Below are 19,608 nucleotides of genomic sequence, written 5' to 3' on the forward strand. Positions count from 1 at the left end.
GCTACCGCCCTTTCCGCATCAGGATATCGCCGATTTCACCCTGCGGGCGGGTCCGGGTGAAGGCCAGCAACATGCCGACGGCGATGCCGCCCGCGATCAGCGACGAGCCGCCATAGCTGACGAACGGCAGGGTCATGCCCTTGGCCGGCAGCAGCCGCACCGCCACGCCCATGTTGATCAGCGCCTGCACGCCGAACACGCAGGCCAGCCCCGAGCCCGCCAGCCGGATGAACGGATCGCGCTCTTTCATCAGGCGGAACAGCGAGCGGATGACGATGACCGCGAACAGCACGATGATCGCCAGCACCAGCAGCAGCCCGTATTCCTCGGCGGCGACGGCGATGATGAAATCGGTATGGGCATCGGGCAGCGATTGCTTGACCTGCCCCTCGCCGACGCCGACGCCGAAAAAGCCGCCCTCGCGGATGGCGTTGGTCGCATAGCCAAGCTGGGTGCGCGGATCGAGATCAGCCGACAGGAAGCCGTCGATCCGGCGGGCGAAATGTTCGGAATTGTTATAGGCTATGGTGCCGCCGAAGACGGTCAGCCCGGCCATCCCGACCAACAGCATGAACGGCGCACCGGCTACGAAATAGATCACGCCCCAGGCAAACAGGATCAGCGCGGCTTGCCCGAAATCGGGCTGCATCGCCAGAAACCCGACGATCACGATGGCGATGCCGAAGGAAAACAGCCTGCCCGGCGGGCCGTTCACCTCCTGGCTGGCGGCCATCAGCCAGGCGGCCAGGATGATGAACCCGGGCTTGAGGAATTCCGAGGGCTGCACGCTGGCGAAGCCAAGCGAATACCAGCGCACCGCGCCCTTGCCGAAATCTGTGCCCAGCACCGGCAGCAGCGCCAGCGCCGCGAAGGCGCCGAAAAAGCCCAGCACGCCCAACCGGCGCACCAGATCGGGCGACATCATCGAGGTGAAGAACATCACGCCCAGGGCCAGCGTGCCGAAAAACGCCTGCCGTTCGACGTAATGGAACGGCGCAAGCCCGTTGCGCGCGGCCAGTGGCGGCGACGAGGCCAGCCCCAGCAACAGCCCGATCCCGAACAAAAGCAGGATGCACGACAGGGTCCATTTGTCGATCGTCCGCCACCACCGGGGAAGAATCGGTTCACCGGCCCGCATCGGCACGGTGCCGTACACCATTTCCGTCATGAATGTTCGCCTTGCTCTGCCTGCCTCTGCCCGTTTGCCGGGTCTCGGGTGCAGTCTAGCGCGATTTGCGCCGCAACGCCAGCCATCTGACACCCCGGGCCGACGGGATTGCACCGCCGCCACGCGCCCCCTAGTCTGCCGCCATCCGCGCGCGCGGGCCGCTCCTCGACCCTTGCAGGTTTCCTCGCCGCGATCCGCGAAGAGAGCCGCAGGGCCCGACGGGCGCACCCGCGCCGCATCACAAAGGACAGACCCGCCGGTGACCAGACCCAACATCCTGTTCCTGTCGATCGAGGATCTGAATGACTGGATCGCGCCGCTGGGCGGCCATCCCGATACGATCACCCCGCACCTGACCCGGCTGGCCCGGCACAGCGTGGTGTTCGAACGGGCCTATGCCGCGGCCCCGGCCTGTTCGCCTTCGCGCGCGGCAACGCTTTATGGCCGGAACCCATGGGAAACGGGGATCTACGGCAACGCACACCGGCCCAACCACGCGTTTCCGCGCGGCCGGGGCCTGTCGCTGGTCGGCGGCCTGCAAAGCGCCGGGTATAAGACCTTTGGCGCGGGCAAGGTGTTCCACGTGCTCAAGGGCCAGTTCGATCACGACGAATGGACCGAATACCATGGCCAGGAACCAGACAGCTTTGCCCCGATCAGCCGGTCGCAGAAATCCGGCGCCCTGGGCAGCAACTCCGATTTCGGCCCGGCGCCCGACGATACCCCGCAATATGACGAGTTGAACACCGAGTGGATCACCCGCCGCATGACCGGCGGCGCCGAAGGGCAGTTCTGGGCGCTGGGGCTCTATCGGCCGCATCTGCCCTTCATCGTGCCGAAGCGTTTTTTCGACCAGTTGCCGGCGGTGGTCGCCGATCCGCCGGGGCTGGGCGCCAACGGGTTCGCCCCCGACAACGCGGCGCCGCTGGCCGGGCTGCCGCGCCCGGCGATGAGCTTCGTGCGCCAGAACGCCGGGCTGGGAAAGGCGCTGCATGCGCAGGGGGAATACAAGGCATTCCTGAAAGCGTATCTTGCCTCGATCTCCTATGCCGACGCGCTGCTGGGCCGGGTTCTGGACCGGATGGATGAACAGGGGCTGTGGGGCAACACCATCGTGGTGCTGTGGTCGGATCACGGCTGGCAGCTGGGCGAAAAGCTGGCCTTCCGCAAATTCACCCTGTGGGAGCGCGCGCTGCGGGTGCCGCTGTTCATCGGCGGGCCGGGCATCGCCCCGGGCCGGGCCGGCGATCCGGTCAGCCTGACCGACATCGCGCCGACGCTCTTTTCACTGGCCGGCCTGCCCGCGCCCGGCCGCTTCACCGGGCAGGACATGGCCCCGCTGCTGCGGGGCGAGGCGCAGGCGCTGCGCGGGCACGCGCTGTCGGTCTGGGGCCATGATCTGATGAGCGATCGCCCGAAGCTGGCGTTTTCGGCGCGGTCCCGCGATTTTCGCTTCATCCGCTACTGGACCGGTCATGAAGAACTGTATGATCACCGGGCCGACCCGTTCGAACATGCCAATCTGCTGCAGGCCCCGGATGATGGCGCGCTGGCCGCCGTGGTGCGGGCGCACCGGGCGATGCTGCCCGTGGCGCCCTGCCCGCCTGTCAATACCGCGCCGCCGCGCCACCGTTGGCAGGCGGCGCGGAAGATGAGCCCGGCTCAGAGCACCACGACATCCAGCGGCGGGAAGCCGTTGAAGCCGACCGACGAATAGCTCGACGTATAGGCGCCGCAGTTGCGGATGATAAAGCGGTCACCCGCCTTCAGCCCCTGCGGCAGTTGCACCGGGCGCTTTTCATAAAGCACATCGGCACTGTCGCAGGAGGGGCCGGCCAGGATGCAGGGGCCGGTCGCCTCGTGATCGCGGTCGGTGACGAACTGATAGCGGATCGCCTCGTCCATGGTTTCGGCCAGGCCCGAGAACTTGCCGATGTCCAGATAGACCCAGCGGAAGGCGTCGGCCTCGGATTTCTTCGACACCAGCAACACTTCCGCGGCGATCATGCCGGCCTCGGCCACCAGGCCGCGGCCCGGCTCCGCCATCACGCGGGGCACATCGCCAAAGCGTTCGGTCACCAGCTCCATCACCCGTGCGGAATATTTGGTCGGGTGATCAATCGCCTCGCCATAAAAGGCCGGAAAGCCGCCGCCGATGTTCAGCAGGGTCAGCGCGTGGCCTTCGGCGCGGGCGCGGTGCCAGATTTCGGCGATCTGGTCGAGCGTGGCGGTCCACATCTCGGCCCGGCGGGTTTGCGAGCCCACGTGGAACGAAAAGCCGACCGGCTCCAGCCCCAGACGGGCGGCCAGCGCCAGCAGATCCAGCGCCTTGTCACGGGCGCAGCCGAATTTGCGCGACAGCGGCCAGTCGGCCTCGGACGCATCGACGATCAGGCGGATATAGACCTGCGCGCCGGGGGCGTGCTTGGCGATCTTTTCCAGCTCTTCCTCGGCATCGGCGGCGAACAGGGTGATGCCAGCGTGATGCGCGAAGGCAATGTCGGAAGCGCGTTTGATGGTGTTGCCGAAGGAAATCGTTTCGGGCGCGGCGCCGAGGCCGAGGCACAGCTCGATTTCCCCGCGCGAGGCGGCATCGAAATGCGAGCCGAGGTTTACCAGCGTCTCGACGATCTCGCGCGCGGGGTTGGCCTTCACGGCATAGTGGATATCGGCATGGCCAAGCCCGGCTTTCAGCGCGCGGTATTGTTTGGCCACGGCCTGCGTGTCCAGCACCAGCGTCGGGCGGTCGAACTCATTCGACCGGATATAAGCCTCAACTCGGGAAACAGGCGCAACAGCAGTGCGGCCGACGAAATCGGTGATCGTAGCGTTCATGGTCATCTCCAATAGACCCGGCCAAAGAATGACCGCTCACTTCCAAGGAGACGTTACCGTCGCTACATAAACGCGGGCGGCGGAACCGCCGGCCAGAGGCGCGTGCGTTGGCGTCTGTGAGGGCGCAGATAGGGCCGCGCATGAGTCGGCGCAAGAGGGTATTTTCATCTTCGCGCGAAATTTCCGCAGAAGCGCAAAGCGTTGCCTCCGCGCCGCAGATCCGGGGCACAGAAATACCACCGCTCGATGCCCCGCTTGCTATAGTGGCTCTGGACACAAGCGGGGTACGGATATGAAAGTCGGGATCGTCGGGGCGGGAATGGTGGGAAGCGCGGCCGGATATGCGCTGGCGCTGACCGGAACGGTCAGCCGCGTCGTGCTGGTCGATCTCGACGCGGCGCTTGCCCGCGCCCAGGCCGAGGATATCGCCCATGCCGTGCCTTTCGCCTCTTCCACGGTCATCGAGCACGGCGACTATCCCGCGCTGGCGGGCGCGTCGGTGGTGATCCTGGCGGCGGGCGTCGGCCAGAAACCCGGCGAGACCCGGCTGGCGCTGCTGGCCCGCAATGCCGCGGTGTTCCGCGAGGTGACGGCGCGTGTGCTGGAGCACGCGCCGGATGCGATCCTTCTGGTGGCCTCGAACCCGGTGGATGTGATGACCCAGATCACCACCCGCCTGACCGGCCTGCCGCCGGAGCGGGTCATCGGCTCGGGCACGATCCTGGATACCGCCCGGTTCCGCAGCCTTCTGGGCCGGCATCTGGGGATCTCGCCGCGCTCCGTCCATGCCTATGTGCTGGGTGAGCATGGCGACAGCGAGGTTCTGGCCTGGTCCAGCGCCCGTGCCGGGTCGGCGCCGCTGGCATCCTTTGCCGCGCAGGTGGGCGCCCCGATCACCGGGCATGTGCGTGACGCGATCGACGATGGCGTGCGCAATGCCGCCTATACGATCATCGCGGGCAAGGGCGCCACATGGTATGGCATCGGCGCCGGCCTGTCGCGGATCGTGCGCGCCATCGCGCAGGATCAGAATGCGGTGCTCTCGGTCTCCATCGCCACGCAGGACGTGCTCGGGGTGCACGATGTGGCGCTTTCCCTGCCGCGCATCGTCGGCGCCGCGGGCGTGACGGCCCATCTGATGCCCGACCTGGCGGATGACGAGGCCGCCGCGCTGATGAAAAGCGCGCAGCTTCTGAAGGATACGGCCGACGCGGTCTGCCTGTAGGGCGCGTCACTTTGCGGCTTGCGGATTGGGGCTCTGCCCCAAACCCCGGGATATTCAGGCGAAAAAGAAGGAGGCGTTTTATCCCGGTTCGGCCGTTCGCGCCAGCGCGGCGGTGACCTGGGCGATGAAATCCTCGCCGCGTTTCTCGAAATTGTCATACTGGTCGAAACTTGCCGCCGCAGGGGCGAGCAGAACGGTTTCTCCCTCCGCCGCCTCGGCCGCAGCACGGGCAACGGCGCGGGCCATCGTCTCGCTCACCTCATGAGGCGTCTCGCCCAGTTGCAGAGCGAACCGGCCTGCCTCGCGCCCGATGACATAGGCCTTCACCACATGGCCGAGCTGTTCGAGAACCGGCCCCAGGCCGCCCTCTTTTTCCAGCCCGCCGCAGATCCAGCGGATGCGCGGGAAAGCGGCCAGCGCCTTGGCCGCGCTGTCGGCGTTTGTGGCCTTGCTGTCATTGACGAACCGGACGCCCCCCGCCTCCGCCACCAGTTGCGACCGGTGGGGCAGCCCCTGAAAGGAGTGGAACGCCTGTTCGATGATCTTCGGCGCCAACCCCAAACTGCGCACCGCCGCATAGGCCGCGCAGGCGTTCTGATGGTTGTGCGCACCGGGCAGCCCGGCAATCCCCCGCAAGTCGAGCGACGCGATCTGCCGCCCCTTGCGGTATTCCGACAAGAACCCCTTGCGGGCGAACACGGCCCAGCCCGGCCCGTCCAGCTTTCGCGCGGCAGAGATGCGGATCAGCCGGTCATCGGCGGCACTCTCAGCCATCTGGTTGGCCAGATACTGCCCTTCGACCTCATCCACGCCGATGATCGCCCGGTCCGGCCCGCCTTCGGCGAACAGCCGGCGTTTCGCGGCGAAATAGCCACCCAGCCCTGCGTGCCGGTCCAGATGATCGGGCGTCAGGTTCGTGAACACGGCCACATCCGGGGTCAGCGCGCGCGCCAGTTCGGTCTGATAGCTCGACAGTTCCAGCACGACCACCCCGCCATCCCCCGGCGGGTCGATATCCATGACCCCGCGGCCGATATTACCCGCCAGCTGGCTTTCGCGGCCGGCATACGTCAGCACATGGTGGATCAGCGCCGCTGTGGTGGATTTGCCATTCGATCCGGTAACCGCGATCACCCGCGGCGCGGTTTCCAGATTGTCCCATTCATCGGTGGCGACCGAGCGAAAGAACAGCCCGATGTCATTGTCCACCGGCACACCCGCCGCCCAGGCAGAGGCGATGATCCGGTTCGGCACAGGATAAAGATGCGGGATCCCCGGCGACACGATCAGCGCCGCCACATCCCGCCACGCCCCCTCGCGCGTCAGATCGTGAACAGCAAACCCTTCCGCCCCGGCCCGCTCCCGCGCATCCGCGCTGTCATCCCAGACCAGCGGCTCGGCCCCGCCTGCCCGCAGCGCCCGCGCGGCGGCAAGACCGGACCGGCCCAGCCCCAGAACCGCGATACGCGCGCCACTATATCCGCGAACTGCAATCATCTCCCAAACCCCGCTCGGGCGGGCGCACCCCCGCCCCCTTCATCTTCGTTCAAATATCCCGGGGGGTGAGCGGGCCGCAAGGCGCGCGAGGGGGGCAGCGCCCCCTTTCCCCTACCGTAACTTCAGCGTCGCCAGCCCGATCAGCGCCAGGATGAGCGAAATGATCCAGAACCGGATCACGATCTGCGGCTCGGCCCAGCCCTTCTTCTCGAAATGATGGTGGATCGGCGCCATCAGGAACACCCGCTTGCCGGTGCGCTTGAAATACAGCACCTGGATGATGACGCTCAGCGCCTCGACCACGAACAGCCCGCCGACGATGGCCAGAACGATCTCGTGCTTGGTGGCAACCGCGATCGCCCCCAGCGCGCCACCCAGAGCCAGCGAACCGGTGTCGCCCATGAACACGGCCGCGGGCGGTGCGTTATACCAAAGAAACCCCAGCCCGCCGCCGATCAGCCCGGCGCAGAAGATCAGGATCTCGCCGGTACCCGGCACGTAGTGAACATCGAGATATTCGGTAAAGTCGACCCGGCCCACCGCATAGGCGATCACGCCCAATGTGCCCGCCGCGATCATCACCGGCATGATCGCCAGCCCGTCCAGCCCGTCGGTCAGGTTCACCGCGTTGGCCGATCCCACGATCACGATCATCGAGAAGGGCACGAAGAAGACCCCCAGGTTGATCAGCGTGTCCTTGAATACCGGCAGCGCCAGCTGGTTGGTCAACCCTTCGGGATGCACCATCGAGGCCGCGAACCCGGCGACGGCGGCGATGATCAGCCCCAGGCTCATCCGCACCTTGCCGGGCACGCCCTTGGTGTTGTTCTTCGATACCTTGGCGTAGTCGTCGGCGAAGCCGATGGCCCCGAACCCCACCGTGACGAACAGCACGATCCAAATATAGGGATTGTCGAGCCGCGCCCAGAGCAGGGTTGAAACGATCAGCGCGCCAAGGATCAGCACACCGCCCATGGTGGGCGTGCCGGCCTTGGTTTCAAGGTGGCTCTGCGGGCCGTCATCGCGGATCGGCTGGCCATGCCGCTGGCGCTTGCGCAGCAGATTGATCAGCGGCCGCCCGAAGATGAACCCGAAGATCAGCGCCGTGAAAAACGCCGCACCCGCCCTGAAGGTGATATAGCGAAACAGGTTGAAAACATCGCCGCCATCGGAAAATCCGGTCAGCCAATAGAGCATACGCCCAGCCTCTCATTTTTCATTCGGGACCGCTTGTCCCAATTTTCGCAGGGCGTCAACCACCAGCGACACGCGGCTGCCCTTGGAGCCTTTGACCAGCACGACGTCCCCAGCATCCGCGATCGCATGCGCCCGCGCGGCCAGCGACTGGGCGGTTTCATGCCACTCGCCGCGCTGTGCGCGGGGCAGCGCCTGGTAGAGCGCCCGCATCCTGGGGCCGACACAATGCACCAGGCTGACAGGCTTCAAGGACGGGTCATCCGCGACGGCGCGGTGCAGCTCCGCCTCGGTCGGGCCAAGCTCCAGCATGTCGCCAAGTACGGCGATGCGCCGGCCCTTGGCCACACGGCCAAGGCCATCGCGCGGCTCGGCGGCGGCCAGAACCTCCAGCGCGGCGCGCAACGAGGCCGGGTTGGCATTGAACGCGTCGTCGATCAGTTCGAAGGCCATGCGTTCGTCCACCGGATCGAGCTGCAGTTTTTCGCGCGCGCCGCGGCCCGTGGGCGGCTGCCAGGCAGCCAGATCGCAGGCGGTCAGGGCGCGGTCGGCCCCCAGCGCATCGGCCACCGCCAGCACCCCCAACGCATTCATCGCGAAATGCCGGCCGGGGGTGTGGATCTTGAACAGAATGTCGTCGCCCCTGGCACGCGCCTGGGCGATGGTGGCATCCGCGCGCAGCGTCACCTCTTTCAGGCAATAGTCGGCCTCGGCCCCGGTGCCGAAGGTGACCACACGCGCGCCGACCTGCCGCGCCTTTTCGATCAGGATCGGCGAGACATCCAGATCGGCATTCAGCACCGCAACCCCGCCCGGTTCCAGCCCGTCGAGAATGCTGGCCTTTTCACGGGCAATCGCGGCAATGCTGTCGAACGCCTCCAGATGCGCGGCGACGACGGTGGTGATCAGCGCCACATGCGGCCGGGTCATCGCCGTCAGCGGGGCGATTTCGCCCGGATGGTTCATGCCGATCTCGATCACCGCGAAATCCGCCGCCCGCGGCATCCGCGCAAGGGTCAGCGGCACGCCCCAGTGATTGTTGAAGCTTTTCTCGGCGGCGTGAACCTGCCCCTGCCCGGCCAGAACCGCGCGCAGCATTTCCTTGGTCGAGGTCTTGCCGACCGACCCGGTCACGGCGACCACCCTGGCTGCGCTGCGGGCCCGTGCGGCCCGGGCCAGCGCCCCCAGCCCGCGCAACACGTCATCGACGATCAGCAGCGGCGCATCCTTCGCCACGCCATCGGGAATGTGTGACACCAGCGCCGCGGCGGCGCCGTTCTTCAGCGCCTGCGCCACGAAATCATGGCCGTCGCGCACGTCTTTCAGCGCCACGAACAGATCACCCGGCACCAGGCTGCGGGTGTCGATCGACACGCCACCCGCCTGCCAGGGCCGCGTGCTGCGCCCCCCGGTCGCGGCCTCGGCATCCGCAGAGGTCCAGAGCGGCGTCATGTCACGCGCCCGTCAAGCGCCGCGACCGCGACAGAGGCCTGCTCCACATCGTCGAACGGAAACACGTCATCGCCGATGATCTGCCCGGACTCGTGGCCCTTGCCCGCGATCAGCAGCGCATCGCCGGGCTGCAGCGCATCGACGCCGCGCAGGATCGCCTCGGCGCGGTCGCCGACCTCTGTCGCATCCGGGCAGGCTTGCATTATTTCTGCACGAATATCGCCCGGAACCTCGCTGCGCGGGTTGTCATCCGTCACGAACACAACATCGGCGTGTTCCGCCGCCGCCCGCCCCATCAGCGGGCGCTTGCCCCTGTCACGGTCACCGCCCGCGCCGAACACGACGATCAGACGGCCCATTACATGCGGGCGCAGCGCGCTCAGCGCCGTCTTCAGCGCATCGGGCGTGTGGGCGTAATCGACAAAGACCGACGCGCCGTTGTCTCGGGTGGCGGCAAGCTGCATCCGGCCGCGCACGGTGATCAGATCGGGCAGCGCGTCGAACACATGCAGCGGCTCGGCCCCGCCGGCAATCGCCAGCGCGGCGGCGACCAGCACGTTTTCGGCCTGAAAGCCGCCGATCAGCCCCAGCCGCACCTGATGCGCCAGCCCCTGCCATTCGAACCGGAGCTGTTGCCCGGTGGCGTCGAACCGCTGTGCGAGGATCTGCAGATCGGCCTCGTCCGAGCGGCCGACGGTCAGCAGGGTCTGCCCGCGCGCGCGGGCGATCATCGCCATCTCGGGGCCGCGCGGATCCTCGAGGTTGATGACGGCGGTGCCTTCCTCGGGCAGGACGCGGGCAAAAAGGCCGGCCTTGGCCGCGAAATATTCATCGAAATCCGCGTGGTAATCCAGATGGTCCTGGGTGAAATTCGTGAACGCCGCCGCGGTCAGCGCCACCCCGTCGAGCCGCCGTTGCGCCAACCCGTGTGACGATGCCTCCATCGCCACATGGCTGACGCCGGCATGGGCCATCTCGGCCAGCAGGCGGTGCAGGGTGATGGGTTCGGGCGTGGTATGGTTCAGCGGCGCCTCATAGGCGCCTTCGACCCCGGTGGTGCCCAGATTGGCCGCCTCGTAACCCAGCAGGGCCCAGATCTGCCGGGTGAAGCTGGCCACCGATGTCTTGCCATTGGTGCCGGTCACCGCCACCACCACCTCGGGCTGCGCGCCGAACCACAGGGCCGCGGCATAGGCCAGCGTCTGGCGCGGATCCTCGGCCACCACCAGTGCGGCGTCGGATGCGGCCAGCTCTTCCCTGGCGATGCGGGCGCCCTCGGCATCGGTCAGCACCGCGCCCGCGCCCATCCGCAGCGCGTATTGGATGAACGCGCCACCATGCACCCGCGTACCGGGAAGCGCGGCGAACAGATGCCCCGGTTTCACCAGGCGGCTGTCGACCGACAGGCCGGTGATCTGCGCCTCGCGCCCGGCCTTTGCGGTCAGCCCAAGCTCTGCCAGTGATTTCGCCTGTGGCTGTGTCGCCATTTTCGCCCCCACGGCTGTCAGTTTCCGGTGAGTGTTACCGCGAAGCCGGGCTGGGGTTCAATCTCTGGTCGCAGGCCAAGCAGCGGCGCGGCGCGGCGGATGATCTCTGCGGCGACGGGCACCGCCGTCCAGCCGGCGGTCCGGCGCGGTTCGGGGCCTGTGGTGTCTTCGGGCTCATCGAGGGTGACGACCAGCACGTATTTCGGATCGTTCGTCGGAAAGACCGAGGCGAATGTGGTGATCACCTTGTTATCGTAATAGCCGCCGCTCGGTCTGGGCTTGTCGGCGGTACCGGTCTTGCCGCCCACCGAATAGCCGGGCACCTCGCCGAAGCTGGCGGTGCCGCGCACCACCACCTGACGCAGCATTTCGCGCGCCGCGGTCGAAGTCCGCTCGGAGACCACACGCTCGCCGGTGGCCGGGCGCCCGCCGGCCAGAAGCGTCGGCTGAACCCGCTTGCCCCCGTTCAGAAGCGAGGAATAGGCCGTGGCCAGATGCAGCGGGCTGGCCGAGAGCCCGTGGCCGTAGGACACCGTGATCGTGTTGATATCCGACCAGCGCGGCGGCAACAGCGGCCGGGCGCCCGGGGCCTCGACCAGCTCAACCGGGGTGGCCTCGAAGAAGCCCAGCTTGCCGAGGAAATCACGCTGACGTTCGGTGCCGATCTGCAGCGCGATCTTCGCGGTGCCAACGTTCGAGGATTTCACGATCACATCGGTCACCGACAGAAGCGGGCCGTAGTTCTTGTTGTGGAACTCGCCAATCCGGTGCCTGCCCCAGACCAGCGGCGCATCCGCATCGACCATTGTATCGGGGTTGACCAGGCCAAGCTCCATCGCCTGGGCCGCCGCGAAAATCTTGAAGGTCGAGCCAAGCTCATACACGCCCTGAACCGCGCGGTTGAACAGCGGGCTGTCGGACGCGTCGCCCTCGACCAGGGGGCGCGGGCGGTCATTCGGGTCGAAATCGGGCAGCGACACCATCGAGACGATCTCGCCCGTGTGGGCATCCATCATCACCGCCGCCGCGCCCTTGGCGTTCATCAGCTTCATGCCGCCGAACAGCACCTGGCGCACGGCCGTCTGCACCGTCAGATCCAGCGAAAGCCGCAGCGGCTGGCCGCCGTTGGCCGGATCGCGCAGGTAGGTGTCAAAGGCCTTTTCCACCCCGGCCGTGCCGATCACCTCGGCCGAGCGGACACCCTCGCGCCCGAAACTGGTGCCGCCCAGAACATGCGCGGCCAGCTTGCCGTTGGGATAAAGCCGCATCTCGCGCGGGCCGAACAGAAGGCCGGGATCGCCGATGTCATGCACCTGCTGCATTTGCTCGGGGCTGATTTTCTTTCGGATCCACAGGAACTTGCGCTTGCCGGTGAACTGGGCCAGCAGCTTTTGCTCGTTCAGGTCGGGAAATATCTTGGCCAGCGCCCGCGCCGAACCTTCCTTGTCGATCATGAGCGGCGGCTGGGCATAAAGGGAATGCGTGGCCAGGTTGGTGGCCAGGATGCGCCCGGTGCGGTCTGTGATGTCGGCACGCTGCGCGACGATGGCGGCGCCGGAGGCCGCGGCCCGCGGCTCCTGCGGCTCGGACGCGGCCAGCAGGCCCATCCGCGCACCCACGGCCGAAAAGGCACAGAAGAACAGAACCCCGAGGATCAGCAGCCGCCCCTCGGCCCGGGTGCGGGCCTGATCGCGCATCTGCTCCTGGCGCAGGCGCAGGTTCTCGCGTTCGATCGCGTCGGGGTTTTCGCCCTTGGCGCGGGCTTCCAGGATACGGGCCAGCGGGCGCAGCGGCGTGCGGATCATTCCGAAGCCTCCCATTTTCCGACCACCTCGACCGAGGTGATGATCGGCGGCAGATCGGGCAGCGGATAGGCCACCTGATCGATCAGGCCGAACTGTTCGGGGCGCAGCGGCAGCAGGCCCAGCCGATCGAAGTTGAGGTCGGCCAGTTCGCGCAGCCGGTCGGGCCGGTTCAGATAGGCCCATTCGGCCCGCAGCATCGAAAGCGAGGCCCGCATCTGCGCGATGTCGCGCTGCAACGCCTCGGTTTCCTTGATCACCTGCTGGGTTTCATAGTTTTCGCGATAGGCCCAGAAGGCCAGCCCCATCACCGCAAGCGCGGACAGAACGAAAAAGAGGCTGCGCATTATCCGTTTCTCCCTGTCATCAGCGCGGGCAGGCCCAATGCCGCCCGATCCACATCACCCGCAGGCGCGTCGGTGCGCACCGCCACCCGCAACTTGGCCGAGCGCGCGCGGGGGTTTTCCGCCAGTTCCTGGTCATCCGCCCCGATCGCGCGGCGCGACAGCAGCCGGAACTGCGGCGCCTGCTCTTCGGTCTCGGGCGCATAACGGTTGGCCCGCCCCGCCCCGCCGGACCGGGCCTGCAGAAACCGCTTCACGATCCGGTCTTCGATCGAATGGAAGGACACGACCGCCAGCTTGCCGCCCGGCTTGAGCGCCCGCTCGGCGGCGCAAAGCCCTTCGACCAGCTCGCCCAGCTCATCGTTCACGGCGATGCGGATCGCCTGAAACGAACGTGTCGCGGGGTGGCTCTGGCCCGGCTTGGGGCGCGGCAGGCAGCGTTCGATCACCGCGACAAGCTGCGCGGTGGTCTCGAACGGCTGGGTCTTGCGCGTCTCGACGATGGTGCGCGCGATGCGGCGCGAGGCACGCTCTTCACCGTAGTGATACAGGATGTCGGCCAGCGCGGTTTCATCCAGCTCGTTCACCAGATCGGCGGCCGACGGGCCGGACTGGCTCATCCGCATGTCCAGCGGCCCCTCTTTCATGAAGGAAAAGCCACGTTCCGCCTGATCGAGCTGCATTGACGACACGCCGAGATCCAGCACGACCCCGTCAAGCGGCACGTCGGAATAGGTGTCGAGCTTCGAAAACGTGCCTTCGACCAGCACCAGCCGGTCGCCATAGGCTTCGGCCCAGCCCGCGGCCATGTCGAACACGGCCGGGTCGCGATCCACGCCGATCACCCGTGCGGCGCCGGCCTCCAGCAGGCCGATGGAATAGCCGCCGGCGCCGAATGTGCCATCCAGCCACAGCCCCTCGACCGGGGCCACCGCCGCCAGAAGCGGACGCAGCAGAACGGGAACGTGGGGGCGTGAGTCTGAAGCGGGGCGTTCAGCGGCGGCCATTTTCTAGTGCACCGTCTTGGGCTTGCCGGGAAGAAGCGTGAGCGGATCGAAATCCTCGGGGTAGTCTTCCTCGAAACTTTCCATGAAGGCGGCGTTTTCAGCCTCGAAGGTTTCGGGTTTCCATATCTGGAACGTGTCGCCGGAGGCGATGAAGAAGGCCTCGCCCTCCAGTCCGATCTTTTCGCGCAGCTTTTGCGGCAGCACCAGGCGACCGTCGCCATCCACCTCGGTGGGGTGGGACTGGCCGTTGATCAGGCGCTCGAGCATCCGCCGCTCGGGCGAGCCGCGCTGCATCTGCTCGATCTGGTCAGACACCTCTTCGATCGCCTCGATCGTGTAAACTTCGAGAAATTTGCGGCGGTGATCGCCATAGACGATGACCAGTTCGGGGCGCAGGCCCTCTGTCCAGCTGGGATCGCCGGCCTCCAGCACGCGGCGAAACAGGGCCGGGATCGAGACCCTGCCCTTTGCGTCCACCTTGAAGGTGTATTCGCCTCTGAACCTGCGCGCCACTGTCCCGACGCTCCTTTGCTGCCGCTTTGGCCGTCTGAAACGAAAACGGCGGATTGAGCTGCTGCCACTGCCCAATCCGCCGCCCTCGTCCCATCTCTGGGTGTGTCCGGCTACGCATGCCACCTGGGGGGATGTCTGCTCGCTCGCGCGCCGGATCTTTGTGTTCGGTGAAAGCGGGTGCCTGTATGAAACCTGACTTGGTGCCTTTGTTCGGGGTTCTTGAACCGCCCCTGTAAGCCCGTCTTCATCCGATGACCAAGGGATGCCATGGGATTTCATGGAAATCAACAGGTTTTCACGGGAACAAGACACAAGATGATGGGTTGAGAGGGTGTGGAAAACAAGCTCTGGGGGTGCCCGACGCAATCACAACACAGCAGCTAGATGCCCATGTCGATTTACACACAAAATGTAGAGAATCTTCGGCCGTGCCAACAATTCCCGTAATTTCCCGAAAAAATACGCGAGATCACGGCGCCGTGTCGAATTTTTGAGGAATCAACGGCGAATCCCGCCGGAATGCGGCGAAATCAACCGCCCCGGGGCGATTGATTCGCCCTGCGGCGCCCTGCGGGCAGCCATTTCCCATGTGTTCCCGTACGGGGTCAGGCCATCCCGCCGGCGACCAGCCGCGCCGCCAGCGCGGCATAGGCATCGGCGATCGGCCCCTCGCCCGCTGCGACGGGGCTGCCGGCGTCACCGGCCTCCCGCACCTCCAGCGCGAGCGGCAGTTCACCCAGAAACGGCACGCCGATCCGCTCCGCCTCGGCCTTTACACCGCCATGGCCGAAGATATGCGCCTCGTGCCCGCAATTGGGGCAGATATACATCGACATATTCTCGATCAGGCCCAGCACCGGCGTGTTCAGCTTGCCGAACATGTCGATCGCCTTGCGCGCATCCAGAAGCGCCACGTCCTGCGGGGTAGAGACGACAATCGCCCCGGTCAGGTGGGTACGCTGGCACAGGGTCAGCTGCACATCCCCGGTGCCCGGCGGCAGATCGACGATCAGCACGTCCAGCGCGCCCCAGGCCACCTGCCCCAGCATCTGCTGCAGCGCGCCCATCAGCATCGGCCCGCGCCAGACCACGGCCTGATCGGGATCGACCATCAGACCGATCGACATCAACGTGACCCCATGCGCCGTCAGCGGAATGATCGTCTTGCCATCCGGTGAAGCGGGTCGTTTGCTGACCCCCATCATGCGCGGCTGTGACGGACCGTATATATCGGCGTCCAGCAACCCCACCCGGCGCCCCTGACGCGCCAGCGCCACCGCCAGGTTCGAAGACACGGTGGATTTGCCCACGCCGCCCTTGCCCGAGGCGATTGCCAGAATGCGGTCAACGCCGGCAACCTTCTGCACGCCCCCGCCTTCGGGGTGGCGCCCGATCTTCAGCGATGGCGCCTCGCCCTTCGGCGCGGATTTCGCGGCGGGCTCATGCGCCGTCATCACCACAGACACCTTTTCGACCCCCGCAAGGCGCTTTACCGCATCCTCGGCGGCCTGGCGCAACGGCTCCATCGCGCGGGCCGCCGCCACATCCGGCACCTCGATCACGAAACTCACCGAGGATTCGCCCAGTGAAAGCGCGCGCACCAGATCGCGCGAAACCAGATCACCACCATCGGGCAGGGAAATTCCGCTGAGCGTGTCAAGAATGACGTCACGGGATATCGGCATCTGGGGCCTCCTTGTTGCGCGCCCCCAACATGACCATCCAACACGCAAGGACAAGGGCAAATAGTTTGCTTCGGTTACGGGCAGTTGCTCAAAACTACGTCAGCATAACTTATGCAAATGCTGCATGGCGGCATTGCCTAAACGCCCATTGTGCAACTGCAGCATTACCGTATCTTGAGATCAACGAAACGCGGGGACGAACGCAGCCCGCTGAAAACACTAGAATACGATACAGGATAACGAAAATGGCACACGCACAGCAAATACATGTCGCACAGAGCGGCCTGGCTGAGTGGCTGAAATCGGGCGTCTCGGCAGCCCGTGAATGGATTTCGCGTCGGCGTGTCTACAACCGCACGGTCGACGAGCTTTCGACGCTGACGGCGCGCGAGCTGTCTGACCTGGGCATCAGCAGGTCGATGATACACTACGTGGCCCGCGACGCGGCGCACGGGAAATAAAGAATTCGGTTCAGGAAACCCTTCCTCCTCCCTGGGTTTTCTGCCTTTAGCGGCGGCATCTTCCTCCTCCCTGATGTCGCCGCCCTTTTACACCGGGGCAAATGCCCCACCGAGTTGCGGATGGCCTCCTCCTCCTCCCTGAGGTCCCCGCAGATCAGAACGGCAGCGCCCTCCTCCTCCCTGGCGCTGTCGTTCGCAAACAACCGGGGCCCGGTCGCATCGCGACCCAGCCCCTTCGAGATGCGGCAGGCCTCCTCCTCCTCCCTGAGGCCTTCGCAGTTCAGAACGGCAGCGCCCTCCTCCTCCCTGGCGCTGTCGTTCGCAAACAACCGGGGCCCGGTCGCATCGCGACCCAGCCCCTCCGAGATGCGGCAGGCTTCCTCCTCCTCCCTGAGGCCTTCGCAGAACAGAACGGCGGCGCCTTCCTCCTCCCTGGCGTCGCCGTTTTCTGTTTCTCAGATGCAATCATCCTTGGGCAGGCTCATGACGGCACAGCAGTCAGGCCTCGCGGCGCCGGCCACGCGACCACAGTGCTGCCGCTGATCCCGGATCTGACCTAGAAGGGCACGTCATCGGCCTGGGCGGCGGTCACGACGAAACGCGCCACAACCTTTTTCGCACCGGCCTTGTCGAACTCGATATCCAGCTTGTCGCCCTCGATACCCATCACCGTGCCGTAGCCGAATTTCTGATGAAACACCCGGTCACCGGCGGTGAAGCTGGATACGGCCTGCGCATCAATCACAATGTTACGGCTTTCCCGCGGCTGGCTGACCGGCCGCGTCTGGCTACGCTCTTGCAGGCGCTTCCAGCCGGGAGAGTTATAGACATTGGCAGAGGCAGCCCGCTCTTCGATTCCACCTTGCATTCCGGCGGCGCCATAGCCGCCGCCATACAGCCCCGGCGGCGTCAGCACATCGACGTGATCCTCGGGCAGTTCGTCGATAAAGCGCGAAGGCAGCGCCGATTGCCACTGGCCATAGACACGCCGGTTGGCGGCAAAGGAAATCGTGCACAGCTTTTCGGCCCGGGTAATGCCGACATAGGCCAGGCGGCGCTCTTCCTCGAGCCCTTTGAGGCCGGTTTCATCCATCGAGCGCTGGCTGGGGAACAGGCCATCCTCCCAGCCGGGCAGAAAGACGGCGGGGAATTCCAGCCCCTTGGCGCCGTGCAGCGTCATGATCGAGACCTTGGCGCCCGTCTCTTCGGTTTCATTATCCATGATCAGCGCGACATGTTCGAGGAATCCTTGAAGATTCTCGAACTGTTCCAGCGCCTTGACCAGCTCCTTGAGGTTCTCCAGTCGGCCCGGCGCCTCTGGCGTCTTGTCGTTCTGCCAATGCTCGGTATAGCCCGATTCCTCCAGAATCATCTCGGCCAGCTCAATATGGCCCGCCCTGTCGCCCAGCGCTGCACCATGCCAGCGGCCGATGCCGTCCAGCAGTTTCTTCAGCTCCACCGCGCCCTTGCCCGTCAGCCCTTTGGCGGCCAGCAACAGGCGCGCCCCTTCGACCAGTGAAACGCCATTGCCGCGGGCCATTGCCTGCATTTTCTGCTGCGCCTTGTCGCCAAGGCCGCGTTTGGGCGTATTCACAATGCGCTCGAACGCCAGATCGTCGTCGGGCGACACGGCGACGCGGAAATAGGCCATCGCATCCCGGATCTCCATCCGCTCATAGAATCGCGGGCCGCCGATCACGCGGTACGGTAGGCCGATGGTCAGAAACCGGTCTTCGAAGGCGCGCATCTGATGCGAGGCGCGCACCAGAATCGCCATGTCATCCAGCGAAAGCGGCTCCAGCCCCCGCGTGCCCGACTGCAGCGCTTCGACCTCTTCGCCAATCCAGCGCGCCTCTTCCTCGCCGTCCCAATGGCCGATCAGGCGCAGCTTTTCGCCGCCCTCGGCCGCTGTCCACAGGGTTTTGCCCAGCCGGCCCTTGTTGGCATCAATGATGCCCGAAGCGGCGGCCAGAATATGCGCGGTGGACCGATAATTCTGTTCCAGCCGAACCACCGTCGCGCCGGGAAAATCCTTTTCGAACCGCAGGATATTGCCCACCTCGGCGCCGCGCCAGCCGTAGATCGACTGATCGTCATCACCCACGCAGCAGATGTTGCGATGCCCGCCCGCCAGAAGCCGCAGCCACAGGTATTGGGCAACGTTGGTATCCTGATACTCGTCCACCAGGATATAGCGGAACCAGCGCTGATACTGCTGCAACAGGTCATCATGGGCCTGAAAGATCGTGACCACATGCAGCAGCAGATCGCCGAAATCGACGGCGTTCAGCGTCTTCAACCGGTCTTGATAGGCGGCATACAGCGCCACGCCGCGCCCGTTGAAGGCCGACGCCTCGGCCGCGGGCACCTTGTCGGGCGTCCAGGCGCGGTTTTTCCAGTTGTCGATCACGCCGGCCAGCTGCCGCGCGGGCCAACGCTTTTCGTCGATATTGGCCGCAACGATCAGTTGCTTGAGCAGCCGAATCTGATCATCCGTATCCAGAATGGTGAAATTCGATTTCAGCCCGACGAGTTCGGCATGGCGGCGCAACAGCTTGACGCTGATCGAATGAAACGTTCCCAGCCAGGGCATGCCCTCGATCGTCTGCCCCAACAGCCCGGCCACCCGTTCCTTCATCTCGCGGGCGGCCTTGTTGGTAAAGGTCACGGCAAGCACTTCGTTGGGGCGTGCGGTGCCTGTGTTCAGCAGATGCGCGATCCGCGCGGTCAACGCCCTGGTCTTGCCCGTGCCCGCCCCCGCCAGCATCAGCACCGGCCCCTCCAGCGCCTCGACCGCCGCGCGCTGCGCCGGGTTCAGCCCGTCCAGATAGGGCGCGGGCCGCGCCGCCATCGCGCGCGCCGCCAGCGACTGCTTCGCCCCGGCCTCGAAGGCCTCATCTTCGTCAAACCTGCTCATACTTGGTAATCTAACTTGGTT

The 19,608-nt window shown here is 65.9% G+C and carries 15 protein-coding genes; 3 read left to right on the forward strand and 12 right to left on the reverse strand.

Features of this window, described 5'->3' with window-relative positions:
- Position 1 precedes the first annotated feature (1 nt).
- Entirely contained in the window at positions 2-1,168 is a 1,167-nt protein-coding gene (gene ftsW / locus GGR17_RS01230) for a putative lipid II flippase FtsW (protein ID WP_054538420.1), read from the reverse strand.
- Positions 1,169-1,427: 259 nt separating this feature from the next.
- On the opposite strand from ftsW, the gene GGR17_RS01235 reads away from it, so the two are divergent.
- Positions 1,428-2,885 carry a sulfatase gene (locus GGR17_RS01235; protein ID WP_054538419.1) on the forward strand — a complete coding sequence of 486 codons (1,458 nt, stop codon included), beginning with the start codon at positions 1,428-1,430 and terminating at the stop codon, positions 2,883-2,885.
- Here GGR17_RS01235 and GGR17_RS01240 read toward each other — a convergent pair.
- Positions 2,831-4,003 carry a type III PLP-dependent enzyme gene (locus GGR17_RS01240; RefSeq protein WP_054540344.1) on the reverse strand — a complete coding sequence of 391 codons (1,173 nt, stop codon included), beginning with the start codon at positions 4,001-4,003 and terminating at the stop codon, positions 2,831-2,833. The genes GGR17_RS01235 and GGR17_RS01240 overlap by 55 nt on opposite strands.
- Before the next feature lie 292 nt (positions 4,004-4,295).
- On the opposite strand from GGR17_RS01240, the gene GGR17_RS01245 reads away from it, so the two are divergent.
- On the forward strand, positions 4,296-5,228 hold the full coding sequence (locus tag GGR17_RS01245) for an L-lactate dehydrogenase (RefSeq protein ID WP_054538418.1): 933 nt from the start codon (positions 4,296-4,298) through the stop codon (positions 5,226-5,228).
- Between the two features lie 78 nt (positions 5,229-5,306).
- Here GGR17_RS01245 and murD read toward each other — a convergent pair whose 3' ends face one another.
- The 9 genes from murD to GGR17_RS01290 form a co-directional block, all read right to left on the reverse strand.
- A complete protein-coding gene (gene murD / locus GGR17_RS01250) occupies positions 5,307-6,725 on the reverse strand; it encodes a UDP-N-acetylmuramoyl-L-alanine--D-glutamate ligase (RefSeq protein ID WP_054538417.1) in 1,419 nt (472 codons plus the stop codon).
- Positions 6,726-6,836: 111 nt separating this feature from the next.
- Positions 6,837-7,922, reverse strand: coding sequence for a phospho-N-acetylmuramoyl-pentapeptide-transferase (gene mraY, locus GGR17_RS01255; RefSeq protein WP_054538416.1), 1,086 nt, complete (start codon positions 7,920-7,922; stop codon positions 6,837-6,839).
- Between the two features lie 12 nt (positions 7,923-7,934).
- Positions 7,935-9,371: a UDP-N-acetylmuramoyl-tripeptide--D-alanyl-D-alanine ligase gene (locus GGR17_RS01260; RefSeq protein ID WP_054538415.1), complete on the reverse strand. Its 1,437-nt coding sequence runs from the start codon at positions 9,369-9,371 to the stop codon at positions 7,935-7,937.
- Complete coding sequence (locus tag GGR17_RS01265; protein ID WP_054538414.1) at positions 9,368-10,858, reverse strand: UDP-N-acetylmuramoyl-L-alanyl-D-glutamate--2,6-diaminopimelate ligase; 1,491 nt, start codon at positions 10,856-10,858, stop codon at positions 9,368-9,370. The genes GGR17_RS01260 and GGR17_RS01265 overlap by 4 nt, the downstream gene beginning before the upstream one ends.
- 17 nt (positions 10,859-10,875) lie before the next feature.
- Entirely contained in the window at positions 10,876-12,663 is a 1,788-nt protein-coding gene (locus tag GGR17_RS01270) for a peptidoglycan D,D-transpeptidase FtsI family protein (protein ID WP_054538413.1), read from the reverse strand.
- Positions 12,660-13,007: a cell division protein FtsL gene (gene ftsL / locus GGR17_RS01275; RefSeq protein WP_037204514.1), complete on the reverse strand. Its 348-nt coding sequence runs from the start codon at positions 13,005-13,007 to the stop codon at positions 12,660-12,662. Before ftsL ends, GGR17_RS01270 begins: the two co-directional genes overlap by 4 nt.
- Entirely contained in the window at positions 13,007-14,011 is a 1,005-nt protein-coding gene (gene rsmH, locus GGR17_RS01280) for a 16S rRNA (cytosine(1402)-N(4))-methyltransferase RsmH (protein WP_054538412.1), read from the reverse strand. The genes ftsL and rsmH overlap by 1 nt, the downstream gene beginning before the upstream one ends.
- A 3-nt stretch (positions 14,012-14,014) precedes the next feature.
- Positions 14,015-14,524 (reverse strand): division/cell wall cluster transcriptional repressor MraZ, encoded by a 510-nt coding sequence (mraZ, locus tag GGR17_RS20285; protein WP_054538411.1) that lies wholly within the window; start codon positions 14,522-14,524, stop codon positions 14,015-14,017.
- A 605-nt stretch (positions 14,525-15,129) separates the two neighbouring features.
- Entirely contained in the window at positions 15,130-16,209 is a 1,080-nt protein-coding gene (locus tag GGR17_RS01290; protein ID WP_054538410.1) for an Mrp/NBP35 family ATP-binding protein, read from the reverse strand.
- Between the two features lie 245 nt (positions 16,210-16,454).
- Between GGR17_RS01290 and GGR17_RS01295 the strand changes: the two genes are divergently transcribed.
- Positions 16,455-16,670, forward strand: a complete 216-nt coding sequence (locus GGR17_RS01295) for a DUF1127 domain-containing protein (RefSeq protein ID WP_054538409.1) — start codon at positions 16,455-16,457, stop codon at positions 16,668-16,670.
- Positions 16,671-17,226: 556 nt separating this feature from the next.
- Here GGR17_RS01295 and GGR17_RS01300 read toward each other — a convergent pair.
- Positions 17,227-19,587: an ATP-dependent helicase gene (locus GGR17_RS01300; protein ID WP_054538407.1), complete on the reverse strand. Its 2,361-nt coding sequence runs from the start codon at positions 19,585-19,587 to the stop codon at positions 17,227-17,229.
- Positions 19,588-19,608 lie beyond the last annotated feature (21 nt).

This window comes from Actibacterium naphthalenivorans, from assembly GCF_014196965.1.
Taxonomy (GTDB): Bacteria; Pseudomonadota; Alphaproteobacteria; order Rhodobacterales; family Rhodobacteraceae; genus Actibacterium_A; species Actibacterium_A naphthalenivorans.

What these genes read in the sequence shown, in the direction of transcription:
- ftsW (WP_054538420.1), bottom strand. Translation starts at nt 1,168, where the DNA reads ATGACGGAAATGGTGTACGGCACCGTGCCGATGCGGGCCGGTGAACCG.
- GGR17_RS01240 (WP_054540344.1), bottom strand. Translation starts at nt 4,003, where the DNA reads ATGAACGCTACGATCACCGATTTCGTCGGCCGCACTGCTGTTGCGCCT.
- GGR17_RS01245 (WP_054538418.1), top strand. Translation starts at nt 4,296, where the DNA reads ATGAAAGTCGGGATCGTCGGGGCGGGAATGGTGGGAAGCGCGGCCGGA.
- murD (WP_054538417.1), bottom strand. Translation starts at nt 6,725, where the DNA reads ATGATTGCAGTTCGCGGATATAGTGGCGCGCGTATCGCGGTTCTGGGG.
- mraY (WP_054538416.1), bottom strand. Translation starts at nt 7,922, where the DNA reads ATGCTCTATTGGCTGACCGGATTTTCCGATGGCGGCGATGTTTTCAAC.
- GGR17_RS01260 (WP_054538415.1), bottom strand. Translation starts at nt 9,371, where the DNA reads ATGACGCCGCTCTGGACCTCTGCGGATGCCGAGGCCGCGACCGGGGGG.
- GGR17_RS01265 (WP_054538414.1), bottom strand. Translation starts at nt 10,858, where the DNA reads ATGGCGACACAGCCACAGGCGAAATCACTGGCAGAGCTTGGGCTGACC.
- GGR17_RS01270 (WP_054538413.1), bottom strand. Translation starts at nt 12,663, where the DNA reads ATGATCCGCACGCCGCTGCGCCCGCTGGCCCGTATCCTGGAAGCCCGC.
- ftsL (WP_037204514.1), bottom strand. Translation starts at nt 13,007, where the DNA reads ATGCGCAGCCTCTTTTTCGTTCTGTCCGCGCTTGCGGTGATGGGGCTG.
- rsmH (WP_054538412.1), bottom strand. Translation starts at nt 14,011, where the DNA reads ATGGCCGCCGCTGAACGCCCCGCTTCAGACTCACGCCCCCACGTTCCC.
- GGR17_RS01290 (WP_054538410.1), bottom strand. Translation starts at nt 16,209, where the DNA reads ATGCCGATATCCCGTGACGTCATTCTTGACACGCTCAGCGGAATTTCC.
- GGR17_RS01295 (WP_054538409.1), top strand. Translation starts at nt 16,455, where the DNA reads ATGGCACACGCACAGCAAATACATGTCGCACAGAGCGGCCTGGCTGAG.
- GGR17_RS01300 (WP_054538407.1), bottom strand. Translation starts at nt 19,587, where the DNA reads ATGAGCAGGTTTGACGAAGATGAGGCCTTCGAGGCCGGGGCGAAGCAG.